Below are 12,299 nucleotides of genomic sequence, written 5' to 3' on the forward strand. Positions count from 1 at the left end.
TGGGGCAGGGGTTGGTCTGGCCCCTGCTCCACCCCTATCCGTTTCTCAGGGGAGCGCGTCCGCGTCCGCCGTCCACCGGCGGGTCCGCAAGGGCAGCCCCGAGGCGCCGGACTCGGGAGTCTTCACGGCCAGCACCTGGTTGACGCCGATACGGTTACGCTCGAACGCCAAGGCGGAAGCCGCCATGTAGAGGCGCCAGACCCGCGCGCGGCCCGGCGTGGTCAGCCGCGCGGCCCGCGCGAAGTCGGCCTCCAGATTGCGGACCCAGGCGCGCAGCGTCAGCGCGTAGTGCTCGCGCAGCGACTCGACGTCCCGCACCTCGAAGCCCGCCTGCTCCAGCAGCCCCACGGTCTGCCCGAGGGGCGCGAGTTCCCCGTCGGGAAAGACGTAGGCGTCGATGAACGGGTCCACCTCGTACGACTCTTCGTCGGCGACCGGCCGTCGCGCGATCTGGTGGTTCAGCAACCGCCCGCCGGGCTTCAGGAGGGCGTTCAGATTGTCGGCGTACTCGCGGTAGCGCGCCCCGCCGACGTGCTCGGCCATGCCGACCGACGAAATGGCGTCATATGGGCCGTCGTCGATCTGACGGTAGTCCTGTACACGGATCTCCACGCGGTCCGCCAGTCCCTCCTCGGCGATCCGCTTGCGGCCGTAGACGGCCTGCTCGCGGGAGAGGGTGACGGCGACGGCGCGTACTCCGTATTCGCGCGCCGCGTGCAGCACGAGGGAGCCCCAGCCGCCGCCGACGTCCAGCAGCCGCTGGCCCTCGCGCAGTGCGAGCTTGCGGCAGATCAGGTCGAGCTTGTCGCGCTGAGCGTCCTCCAGTGAAGGGGCCTCCCTGGGGGTACCGCCCGGCCGAAGGCTGGGGGAGGAGCCGGGGGAAGCGTCCGGCTGCCAGTAGGCGCAGGAGTAGACCATGCTGGGACCCAGCACCAGCTCGTAGAAGTCGTTGCCGACGTCGTAGTGGTGGCTGATGGCCTTGCGGTCGCGGCCGAGAGTGTGGCGCAGCCCGGTGCGGCTCCGGGCCTCCTCGGCGGGGGGCGGGGGCGGCAGCCCGGGCCCTGCCATGCGCAGCAGCTCGGTGGCGGCCTGCCGCGCTGCCGAGTTCCGGGCCAGCGACAGCGCGCCCCGTGCCCAACCGGGGCCGATCGCAGGGGTGTTGTCCGGTTCGGCCGCGGCCGCGGGTCCCTCGTCCCGCTCCCAGATCAGTCCGGCCAGCAGGCCGAGCGCCTGGTACAGATCGCCCTCGACATCGATTTCCCCGGCGACCCAGGCCCGCGCCAGCCCCAGTTCTCCCGGCCGCCACAGCACCCGGCGCAGTGCCCGACGGCTCCGTACGACCAGTACGGGGGCTCCGGGCGGCCCCGCCTCGCTGTGGTCCCACGCCCGCACCCTGACCGGGAGCGGGTTCCCCAGCAGCTGCTCCGCGAGCGCAACAATCCGTTGGGCGTCACCGGCCATTGAGCACACCTCCGTGTCAGGAAGGGGTGGGTTCCCCGTACACATAACGTGTGCGGGGCTGGGTGTATGCCCACTGTGCCCAACGGAACGGCCGATTCGGTACTGACGAATACGACGAGAGGGGCGTGCGCCCCACGGATGGCGCACGCCCCTCTCGGGGTGCCTTCGGCCGGCCCTGCTGCGGGCCGGCCTGCAGGTCACGAGGTCAGGAGGAGGCAGCTGCCTTCTCGCTCTTGCCGCCCACCGGGCTGTCGGCCCGGCTGTCGGCGGTGGCCTTGCTGGTGTCGGCGGGCGCGGACGCCTCCGACTTGCCGAGCGCGGCTGCGGACACCGGTGCCGCCGCCTCGTAGAACTCGCCGCGCGGGTGCTCCATGGCACCCAGCGAGACGACCTCGCGCTTGAGGAACATCCCCAGCGTCCAGTCGGCGAAGACCCGGATCTTGCGGTTCCAGGTCGGTACGGCCATGCCGTGGTAGGCACGGTGGAAGTACCAGGCCAGCCGGCCGCGCAGCTTGATCTTGGTCTTGCCGAAGACGATCATCGCGACGCCCTTGTGCAGACCGAGCCCGGCGACGGCGCCCTTGTTCGCGTGCTTGTACTTGCCCTGCGGGAAGCCGCGCATCCCGGAGATGACGTTGTCACCGAGCACCTTGGCCTGCCGCAGCGCGTGCTGCGCGTTGGGCGGGCAGAACGCGCCCTCCTTGCCGGCGGCCAGATCCGGAACCTGCGCGTTGTCGCCTGCGGCCCAGGCGTAGTCCACGCCCTTGACCTGCATGCTGGCGTCCACGTCCACGTGGCCCTTGGGGCCGAGGGGCAGGCCGAAGCGGGAGAGCACCGGGTTGGGCTTGACGCCCGCGGTCCACACGATGGTGCTGGAGTCGACCTCCAGCCCGTTCTTGAGCACCACATGGCCGTCCACGCAGGACTCCATGGAGGTGTTCAGATAGACCTCCACGCCGCGCTTCTTGAGGTGTTCGAGGCCCCACTCGCCCAGCTTCGGGCCGACCTCGGGAAGGATCCCGGGGGCCGCGTCGACGAGGACGAACCGCATGTCCTCGCGCCTGACGTTGGGGTAGTACTTGGCGGCATCACGCGCCATGTCCTCGACCTCGCCGATCGTCTCGGCACCGGCGAAGCCGCCACCGATGAAGACGAAGGTGAGGGCCTTGCGGCGGGCCTCCTCGTCCTGCGTGGAGTCCGCCTTGTCGAGCTGCTCGAGGACGTGGTTGCGCAGGCCGATCGCCTCTTCCACACCCTTCATACCGATGCCGTTCTCGGCGAGACCGGGAACCGGGAAGGTACGGGAGACCGCGCCCATCGCGATGACCAGGTAGTCGAAAGGCAGCTCGTACGCGTCGCCGACCAGCGGCGAGACGTGGGCGACCTTGCGGTCCTGGTCGATGGAGGTGACGCGGCCGGTGAGAACCTCAGCCTTGGGGAGCACGCGTCGCAGGGGGACCACGACGTGGCGGGGTGAGATGCTGCCGGCGGCAGCTTCAGGGAGGAAGGGCTGGTACGTCATGTACGACCGCGGGTCGACGACCGTGACGGTCGCCTCGCCGTAGCGCATCTTCTTCAGGATGCGCCGCGCTGCGTACAGACCGACGTACCCGCCACCCACTACGAGGATTCGGGGACGCTCCGTGGTGCTCATGAAATCGAGTATCCACCCACCTGCGGGGGTCACCTCGTGAGGGTCTTCACAAGCAAGGGCGCACCCTCTGCTACACTGCGCCGCCCCGTGATCGAGCCCACACCCTTTTCATGAGGCGTACGGGGAACCACCGGGCGGCGTGAGGCGTTGCTGGAGCTTTTGAGCTGCGGGTATCAGCAGGGCATCGGGTAGACCACGCGGCGGCGGCGAAGCCGCTCACACCCGGCCGACCGGACGGCGCGTGCCCGTTGCGGCGAGGGCACATCCGGAACCCTGCCTTCCAACCCAAAAACCTGGGCTCACCGGGCACTTTCTCATGTGAAACAATTCACGAAACTCGTGCGCCGCAGCGCTCACGGGCCCTCGTGAGGCCCCTCCAACACCTATCAGCAGAGAGATGCTCTGCTCAAGTGAGAGCTTGCCGCCCCCTCACCGGCGTCCCGCCGCAGGGTTGACGGCGCTCTACTCGGCAGTAACACTGCCCGGATGGCGATCACCAAGGGGAAGACCCTCGGAACGTTCGCCGCGCTGGCCGCCGCGGACCTGTACGCCACCGCGAAAGCCCCGAGAGGCCCGGCACGCGCGGCGAAGCCCTTCCTCATGCCCGCACTCGCGGCGCACGCCCGGCGCACCGCACAGCCCGGACGCCCGCCCGCAGCGCTGCTGGCCGGGCTCGGCTGTGCCACCGCCGGCGACACCGCACTGCTCTGGGACCGCCACCACCGTGCGCTGCTGACCGGTATGGCCGCCTTCCTCGGCACCCAGGTCAGCTACACCGCGGGGATGACGGCGCAGCTCGGTGCCGTACGGGGGCTGCGCACCCGCCCGAAGCGCGCCGCCGTCGCGTTCGCCGCATGGGGGGCCGTCAACGCGGTGCTCGCCCCCACGCTGGAGCGCCGGCTGCGGCTCCCGGTGGCGGGCTACAGCCTCGCGCTCGCCGCGATGGGCGCCGCGGCGCTCGGCGTCGGCGGCAAAGTCGCCACCGGCGCCCTGGCGTTCATCGCCTCGGACGCGCTGATCGGGCTCCAGGCGGCGGGGTACGAGTTCCCCTCCCAGGAGGTGCTGATCATGGCGGGGTATCTGCTGGGCCAGTACCTCATCACGACGGGCTGGCTGGAGCGCGTACCGTCCCCCGCACCAGCCTGAGCGCGACCCGCGGTCAGCGCATACCGTCGTAGACGTGCACGACCCGAACGCCCCCAGCTCTGTGCCCGCGTCCGCGCCGCCCATGCCGCCGCTCTTCGACTGGCGGTTCGCTGCGGACCCCTATCCCGCGTACGCCTGGCTGCGCGAGCACGCGCCCGTACGGAAGACGCGGCTGCCCAGCGGGGTGGAGGCGTGGCTGGTGACCCGGTACGCCGACGCGCGGCAGGCGCTCGCCGACCCGGGGCTGAGCAAGAACCCGCACCACCACGGCGAACAGGGCGCACACGGCAAGGGCAAGGTCGGCATTCCGGGCGAGCGCAGCGCGAACCTGATGACGCATCTGCTCAATATCGACCCGCCGGACCACACCCGGCTGCGCCGGCTGGTCTCCAAGGCGTTCACCCCGCGCCGGGTCGCCGCCTTCGCGCCCCGGGTACGGGAACTCGCGGACGGTCTCATCGACTCCTTCGCGACGCGCGGGGAGGCCGATCTGATCCACGAGTACGCCTTTCCACTGCCGATCTACGCAATTTGCGAGATGCTCGGCGTACCGCGTGAGGACCAGGAGGACTTCCGCACCTGGGCGGGCATGATGCTCCATCAGCCCGGCAGCCCACGCGGCGGCGTGGGGCGCGCGGTCAAGCGGATGCGCGCCTATCTCGCTGAGCTGATCCACCGCAAGCGCGCCGAACTGGCCGGTGCGGAACCGGCCGGTGCCGAGGGCGGCGAAGAGCTGACGTCGGGCGATCTGATCTCCGGGCTCATCCGCGCCTCCGACCACGGCGAGCACCTCACCGAGAACGAGGCCGCCGCGATGGCGTTCATCCTGTTGTTCGCCGGGTTCGAGACGACCGTCAACCTGATCGGGAACGGTACGTACGCACTGCTGCGCCACTCCGAGCAGCGGGCGATCCTCCAGCGCGCGGTCGCCGACGGGGACGAGGGGCTGCTGGCCGGTGCCGTCGAGGAGTTGCTGCGCTACGACGGCCCCGTCGAACTGGCCACCTGGCGCTTCGCCACCCGCGAGCTGACGATCGGCGGGCAGCGGGTACGGGAGGGCGAGCCGGTGCTGGTCGTCCTCGCGGCGGCCGACCGCGATCCGGAGAAGTTCTCGGCGCCCGACACCCTGGACCTCGCCCGGCAGGACAATCAGCACCTCGGATACGGGCACGGCATCCACTACTGTCTCGGCGCACCGCTGGCCCGGCTGGAAGGGCAGACCGCGCTGGCCGCGCTGCTGCGCCGGCTCCCCGATCTGCGGCTGGCCGCCGACCCCGCCGAGCTGCGATGGCGCGGCGGACTGATCATGCGCGGGCTGCGGACACTGCCGGTGGAGTTCACCGCGGCCGACAACTGAGGCCGGGGTTTGTGCGGGTGATGTGATGGTGCGTCATTTATGTGATCACGGCGTGATGTGGACGACATTGGCTTGTGACTGTCGGCGTTCGCAGCTACGTTCGGTCACCGACTTCGGTCATCGACTATCCTCAGCGACTTCGGTAGTCGTCCCGCTTGTCCGCTTACGAGAGGTCAACCATGCGCTCCGGGAACGGTCGGCATCGCCGCCCCCGCCAAGCCCCCGCTCTGTTCGTCACCGCCGGGGTCACAGGTGCCGGGATCGCCATTCCGCTGCTCGGCGCCACCGGCGCCCAGGCCGCCGACGCCGGCGTCTGGGACCGCGTCGCCAACTGCGAGAGCGGCGGGGTCTGGAGCGCCAACGACTCCAACGGGTACTACGGCGGGCTCCAGTTGGACCTGGACACCTGGAAGTACTACGGCGGCACGATGTACGCCGAGCGCCCTGACCTGGCCAGCCGCAGCCAGCAGATAGCCGTCGGCGAGAAGATTCTCGAGGCCGAGGGCCCGCGCGCTTTCCCGCAGTGCGGGGACGGCCTGGAGATCGAGGTACCGGGTCTGGACGACGACGAATCGCAGGACGCGGAACCGGCGCCGTCCGAGACGCCGTCGGAGACTCCGTCCGAGACCCCTTCCGATGATTCCGGCAAGTCCGACGAGCCGGAAGACTCCGGCAAGCCCGACAACAACTCGCCGGACGCGAAGCCGACGCCGGACGACAGCGCGAGCTCGTCGCCGTCGGACAAGGAGACCGACGCCCCGGAGGGCGGGCCTTCCGAGTCGCCGCAGCCGTCGAAGCCGTCCGACGACGCTTCGTCCGACGAGGGCGCTTCCGACCCCGCATCGCCCGACCCCAAGCCGTCCGACAGCGACTCGCCCGACTCGGACACCTCCGGCTGGTCGGGCCTGGGGCCGGGCGGCCCGGACCGGCTGCAGTCCCCGTCCGAGAAGGCCGAGAAACCCGACAAGCCCGGAAAGTCCGGCAAGGGCAAGCATCGTGGGCGCCCTGCCGACGACGACCGCGCTTCGCGCGGCAAGGACCGCGATCACTCCCGCGAGGGCGGCGGCAAGCACCGGGTCACCGTCCGGTCCGGGGACTCCCTCTCCCGGATCGCCGCGGAGCAGAACGTCGCGGGCGGCTGGGCCGAGCTCTACGAGCGGAACCGCGAGGCGATCGGCGACGACCCCGACCTCCTCCGCCCGGGTCAGCACCTGAAGTTCTGACCCCTGTTGCCCGCCGTCGGCGGCGCGGGTCGAGGGCCCCGGGTGGGACACCCGGGGAGGAAATGGGACAGCCGCGTGGGTGGGCTGGGTGGGGCGGTTAGGCTCGGGGCGGAGAAAGTCGTCCCAGACGAAGGAGAAACCTCGTGCCGTCCATCGACGTCGTCGTAGCCCGCGAGATCCTCGACTCGCGAGGCAACCCCACCGTCGAGGTCGAGGTCGGCCTCGACGACGGCAGCACCGGCCGTGCTGCCGTACCGTCCGGCGCCTCGACCGGCGCCTTCGAGGCGCTCGAACTGCGCGACGGTGACGCCGCGCGCTACAACGGGAAGGGCGTCGAGAAGGCCGTCCTCGCCGTCATCGAGCAGATCGGCCCGGAGCTGGTCGGCTACGACGCCACCGAGCAGCGCCTGATCGACCAGGCGATGTTCGACCTGGACGCCACCGCCGACAAGTCGTCGCTGGGTGCCAACGCCATCCTCGGTGTCTCGCTCGCCGTCGCACACGCCGCTTCCGAGGCGTCCGACCTGCCGCTGTTCCGCTACCTCGGCGGCCCGAACGCGCACCAGCTGCCGGTGCCGATGATGAACATCCTCAACGGCGGCTCGCACGCGGACTCGAACGTCGACATCCAGGAGTTCATGATCGCGCCGATCGGCGCGGAGTCGTTCTCCGAGGCGCTGCGCTGGGGCGCCGAGGTGTACCACGCGCTCAAGGGCGTGCTCAAGGACCGCGGCCTGGCCACCGGGCTGGGTGACGAGGGCGGCTTCGCGCCCAACCTGGGCTCGAACCGCGAGGCCCTCGATCTGATCATCGAGGCCATCCAGAAGGCCGGTTACAACGCGGGCCAGGACATCGCGCTGGCGCTGGACGTGGCCGCCTCCGAGTTCTACGAGGAGGGCGTCTACGCGTTCGAGGGCCAGAAGCGCTCCGCCGCCGAAATGACCGAGTACTACGAGCAGCTCGTCGCCGACTACCCGCTGGTCTCCATCGAGGACCCGCTGTTCGAGGACGACTGGGCCGGCTGGAAGACCATCACCGACAAGCTCGGCGACAAGGTGCAGCTGGTGGGCGACGACCTGTTCGTCACCAACCCGGAGCGGCTGGCCCGCGGTATCGAGGAGGGCGCAGCCAACGCGCTGCTCGTCAAGGTCAACCAGATCGGTTCGCTGACCGAGACGCTGGACGCGGTCGAGCTGGCGCAGCGCAACGGCTTCAAGTGCATGATGTCGCACCGCTCGGGCGAGACCGAGGATGTGACGATCGCCGACCTGGCCGTCGCGGTCAACTGCGGCCAGATCAAGTCGGGCGCCCCGGCCCGCTCCGAGCGCGTCGCGAAGTACAACCAGCTGCTGCGCATCGAGGAGATCCTGGACGACGCAGCCGTCTACGCCGGCCGTTCGGCGTTCCCGCGCTACAAGCGCTGAGTATCGGACGCTGAGCAGTCGGCCGACCCACGGTGCCGTACCACCTCGTGGTCGAGGGGGTACGGCACCGCAGGTAGCACCCGCAGGGGAGAGATATGGGAGCGGACCGGGACCGTTTCTCCACCGCGACGCGCCTGCGCGCCCTCGGCGCCCAGGCCGCCGAGCGGGTGTACCGCGCGCAGGGGCGGAAAGTACGCACCCCGCGCAAGGGGCGGCTCACCGGCCGGGCCGCGCTGTTGGCGCTCGTACTGTGCTCCCTCGTCGTGGCGCTCGCGTATCCGACCCGGCAGTACGTCACCCAGCGCTCCGAGATCGCCGACCAGCGGCGGCAGGCCGAGCATGCGCGGGCCGAGGTGAAGCGGCTGCGCGAGCAGCGGGCCCGCTGGCGCGATCCCGCGTACGTGGAGCGGCAGGCACGCACGCATCTGCACTTCGTACGGCCCGGCGAGACCGGTTACACCATGCGGGACGGCACGGCCGAGGTACGCCGCCCCCGCGAGCACGGGCCCGCCGACCGGGCCTGGTACCAGAACATGTGGGACGGTGTGGACAGCGCGGACCAGGCCGGCCAGGCCGAGTGAACTGGCCACACCCTCCCTCGACGAGACGAAGCGACGAGCACCCTCACCCATGGACACCCCACCGCCCCGGACCGAGCCGACTCCGCCCACCGACGCGGACATCGCGGCCTTCAAGGAGCAGCTCGGCCGCCCGCCGCGCGGGCTGCGCGCCATCGCCCACCGCTGCCCCTGCGGACTGCCCGACGTGGTCGAGACCGCGCCCCGGCTGGAGGACGGTACGCCGTTCCCCACCACGTACTACCTGACGTGCCCACGCGCCGCCTCCGCCATCGGGACGCTGGAGGCGGACGGCGTGATGAAGGAGATGACGGCGCGGCTGCGCGAGGACGCGGAGCTGGCCGACGCCTACCGCGCCGCGCACGAGGACTATCTGGCGCGCCGCGACGCCATCGAGGAGCTGGTCGGCTTCCCCAGCGCGGGCGGGATGCCCGACCGGGTGAAGTGCCTGCACGTACTGGTGGCGCACTCGCTGGTCGCGGGCCCCGGCGTCAACCCGCTGGGCGACGAGGCACTGGCGATGCTGCCCGAGTGGTGGCGCAAGGGCCCGTGCGTGACGGTGCCGGAGGAGAGCGAGGACGGTCAGGCATGACGATGAGCCGCGTGGCCGCGATCGACTGCGGCACCAACTCCATCCGCCTGCTGGTGGCGGACCTTGACCCGGAGACCGGCGCGTTGACCGATCTGGACCGCCGGATGGAGATCGTCCGGCTGGGGCAGGGCGTGGACCGCACCGGACGGCTGGCACCCGAGGCGCTGGAGCGGACGTTCGCGGCATGCCGCCGGTACGCCGATGTCATCGCCGAGTTCGGCGTACCGCCCGAGCGGACCCGCTTCGTCGCCACCTCCGCGTCCCGGGACGCGGAGAACCGGGACGAGTTCGTCCGCGGCGTGCTGGACACCCTCGGCGTCGAGCCGGAGGTGATCAGCGGCGACCAGGAGGCGGACTTCTCGTTCACGGGCGCCACCAAGGAGCTGGCGGAGGGCACGTTCGCACCGCCGTATCTGGTGGTGGACATCGGCGGCGGCTCGACGGAGTTCGTGCTGGGTGCCGAGAGCGTCGAGACGGCCCGCAGCGTGGACATCGGCTGCGTCCGGCTGACCGAGCGTCACTTCACGGTGGACGGCGTGCTCACCGAGACCCCGACCCCGGCGCAGGTGGAGGCGGTCCGCGCCGATGTCGAGGCGGCGCTGGACGAGGTGGCCCGCACCGTGCCGCTGGAGCGGGCCCGCACCCTGGTGGGCCTGGCCGGGACCGTCACCACCTTGGGGGGTGTCGCACTGGATCTGGACGCCTACGACTCGTCCCGCATCCACCACACCCGCATCCCGCTGCCGCGGGTCCGCGAGCTCACCGACCGGCTGCTGACCGCGACGCACGACGAACGCGCCGCCATCCCGGTCATGCACCCGGGCCGCGTCGACGTCATCAGCGCGGGTGCCCTCGTACTGCTGACGATCATGGAGCGGATCGGCGCCGAGGAGGTCGTGGTCAGCGAACACGACATCTTGGACGGCATCGGGTTCTACGCGGCGAGCGAGTCGCCTGCATAGCCGCTCCCCTACTGCTGCTCACTCTCCCGGATCAGCTCGCGGTACTCGCGGGCGGCGGCCCGCAACGCCGACTCCGGGTCGACGCCCTCCCGCTCGGCCTCCGCGGCCAGGGCCAGCAGGGCGTAGCCCACCCCTCTGCCGGAGCCCTCCGGCGCAGCGAGGCCGGCCGTGCGGGCGCGGCCCGCGAGCTTGGCGGCGAGCGAGAGGGCGGGCTGGCCCAGCGGAATGCCCTCGGTCACCGAGACCCGCTCGGTCTTCTCCAGGGCCTTACGGCGCCGCCAGTGCGTCTCGACCTCGGCCGCGGTCTCGGCGACATCGTCGCCGAACACGTGCGGGTGGCGGTGCACCAGCTTCTCCACCAGGGTTCCGGCCACATCGTCGATGCCGAACGGCTCGTCGGGGTCGTCCTGGGCGATACGGGCGTGGAAGACGACCTGGAGCAGCACATCGCCGAGCTCCTCGCGCAGCTCTGCGCGGTCGCCGCGCTCGATGGCGTCGATGAGTTCGTAGACCTCCTCGACGCCGTACTTGAGCAGATCCACGTGGGTGCGCAGGGCGCTCCACGGGCACTCGCGGCGGATCCGGTCCATGACCTGTACGGCGTCCAGCAGCCGGGCGCCCGGCAGGTCGTAGGAGCCGGGCAGCAGCTCCAGTTCGGGCATGGACAGCCGGCCGGAGCCCGCCAGCCGGGCCAGGCCGTCGGTGAGCGCGGGCTCGCCCTCGGCGGTGGCCAGCACCACGACCGAGCGGCCACCGCCTTGGGCGCACTCCTCCACCAGGGCGCGCGCGTCCAGCTCGACGCCGGCCTCGGCCTTGATGCCGGCGTCGCGTACGTACGGCAGCTGCGGGTGGGCCGGGTCCGCGCACAGCACGCGGTCGGCGGTGCGCAGCGCCTCCCAGGCGGGCCAGGACAGCAGTCCGGGCGCCACCCGGTGGGTGGTGGTCAGCAGGACGACACGGCCGGTCTCGGGGATCTCGTTCACCCTACGAACGTACTGCCCCGGACCGACATCGCGAGGCCGGGGAGTGCCCGCGGCTACAGCTGCTGGGCCTGGGCCCGGTCCGCCGCCTCGCCGGTCAGGTCGCGCAGCCACGGGGTCTTCGCCCCGGTGAGCGTGGAGCGGCCCGTGTCCCACCTGCCGTACCGCGGGTTCACATTGATCTTCATGCTCTTGGAGACCTTGGCCAGCTCCGTGGTGAGCTGCTGGTTCCCCTGCGGGGACGTCGGGTCGATGCCCTTGGCCTTGGCGATCTTCTCGACGAAGAGCTGCATACGGATGCGGTCGTCGATGTCGCGGGGCGCGACGCTCTGCTGCCGCAGCAGCACCGCCTCCAGCTGCTTGCTGCCGCCCGCCTGCGCTTCGAGCTGCCCGCGGATGCGCTGGACCTCGCGGCGGCTGACGCCCACCCCCGCTTCGTCGGCCGCCTGTTCGACGATGCGCTCGCGGATCATGCCGTCCAGTGTGGACCGGGTCAGCTTGCCGCTCTGCTTGATCATCTGCTCGCCCTGGGGCGCCTCGCGCTGCGCGTCCCGCACGGCCCCGACCCGGGACTGGAGCTGCGCCATGCTGATCCGGTCGCCCTTCACCAGCGCTGCGGCGCCGGGGTGCGCGTCGTCACCGCACGCGGTGAGCAGCGGTGCCGCGGCGACGAGCGCCGCGACGGCGGAAAGGGTGAGCGCGGACCTGCGGTGACGGCTTTCCATGGGGCCTCCCGGCGGCGGCGACGGTCACGCGTCCTCGCGCGACCCGGCGGTGATCGATGGTAGGGAGTCGAACGGGTCCATGACCACCGGTTCGACGTCAAATCGACCAACGATTCGTAAGCGGTTGGGTAGCTCTCCTCCCCGCACTCGTCGGCCGGTCGACTCAGCACCGGGCGGGCACGGAGCGGCCCGGTGTC

At 71.2% G+C, this 12,299-nt stretch carries 11 protein-coding genes; 7 read left to right on the plus strand and 4 right to left on the minus strand.

Going from position 1 to position 12,299, the window contains the following annotated elements:
* Positions 1–45: 45 nt before the first annotated feature.
* Both ACTWQF_RS21930 and ACTWQF_RS21935 read right to left on the minus strand, forming a co-directional pair.
* Positions 46–1,461, minus strand: a complete 1,416-nt coding sequence (locus tag ACTWQF_RS21930; protein WP_443281317.1) for a class I SAM-dependent methyltransferase — start codon at positions 1,459–1,461, stop codon at positions 46–48.
* 205 nt (positions 1,462–1,666) lie between these two features.
* A complete protein-coding gene (locus ACTWQF_RS21935) occupies positions 1,667–3,115 on the minus strand; it encodes an NAD(P)/FAD-dependent oxidoreductase (RefSeq protein WP_443281318.1) in 1,449 nt (482 codons plus the stop codon).
* 486 nt (positions 3,116–3,601) lie between these two features.
* Between ACTWQF_RS21935 and ACTWQF_RS21940 the strand changes: the two genes are divergently transcribed.
* The 7 genes from ACTWQF_RS21940 (at position 3,602) to ACTWQF_RS21970 (ending at position 10,397) form a co-directional block, all read left to right on the plus strand.
* Positions 3,602–4,261: a lysoplasmalogenase family protein gene (locus tag ACTWQF_RS21940; RefSeq protein WP_443281319.1), complete on the plus strand. Its 660-nt coding sequence runs from the start codon at positions 3,602–3,604 to the stop codon at positions 4,259–4,261.
* An 82-nt stretch (positions 4,262–4,343) separates the two neighbouring features.
* Positions 4,344–5,618: a cytochrome P450 family protein gene (locus ACTWQF_RS21945; RefSeq protein ID WP_443281423.1), complete on the plus strand. Its 1,275-nt coding sequence runs from the start codon at positions 4,344–4,346 to the stop codon at positions 5,616–5,618.
* 179 nt (positions 5,619–5,797) lie between these two features.
* Complete coding sequence (locus tag ACTWQF_RS21950) at positions 5,798–6,841, plus strand: transglycosylase family protein (RefSeq protein WP_443281320.1); 1,044 nt, start codon at positions 5,798–5,800, stop codon at positions 6,839–6,841.
* 143 nt (positions 6,842–6,984) lie between these two features.
* Positions 6,985–8,265 (plus strand): phosphopyruvate hydratase, encoded by a 1,281-nt coding sequence (gene eno, locus ACTWQF_RS21955; protein WP_443247983.1) that lies wholly within the window; start codon positions 6,985–6,987, stop codon positions 8,263–8,265.
* Positions 8,266–8,360: 95 nt separating this feature from the next.
* Positions 8,361–8,846 carry an FtsB family cell division protein gene (locus ACTWQF_RS21960; RefSeq protein WP_443281321.1) on the plus strand — a complete coding sequence of 162 codons (486 nt, stop codon included), beginning with the start codon at positions 8,361–8,363 and terminating at the stop codon, positions 8,844–8,846.
* 49 nt (positions 8,847–8,895) lie between these two features.
* The gene (locus ACTWQF_RS21965) at positions 8,896–9,435 is read left to right on the plus strand and encodes a DUF501 domain-containing protein (RefSeq protein WP_443281322.1); all 540 of its coding nucleotides are present in this window, start codon (positions 8,896–8,898) and stop codon (positions 9,433–9,435) included.
* Between the two features lie 2 nt (positions 9,436–9,437).
* Entirely contained in the window at positions 9,438–10,397 is a 960-nt protein-coding gene (locus ACTWQF_RS21970) for a Ppx/GppA phosphatase family protein (RefSeq protein WP_443281424.1), read from the plus strand.
* A gap of 8 nt (positions 10,398–10,405) precedes the next feature.
* On the opposite strand, the gene ACTWQF_RS21975 is transcribed toward ACTWQF_RS21970, so the two are convergent.
* Together ACTWQF_RS21975 and ACTWQF_RS21980 are read right to left on the minus strand one after the other, a co-directional pair.
* A complete protein-coding gene (locus ACTWQF_RS21975; RefSeq protein WP_443281323.1) occupies positions 10,406–11,380 on the minus strand; it encodes a nucleoside triphosphate pyrophosphohydrolase in 975 nt (324 codons plus the stop codon).
* Positions 11,381–11,433: 53 nt separating this feature from the next.
* Positions 11,434–12,102, minus strand: a complete 669-nt coding sequence (locus ACTWQF_RS21980; protein WP_443281324.1) for a SurA N-terminal domain-containing protein — start codon at positions 12,100–12,102, stop codon at positions 11,434–11,436.
* Positions 12,103–12,299 lie beyond the last annotated feature (197 nt).

The organism is Streptomyces sp. 8N114 (assembly GCF_052245835.1).
Lineage (GTDB): Bacteria > Actinomycetota > Actinomycetes > Streptomycetales > Streptomycetaceae > Streptomyces.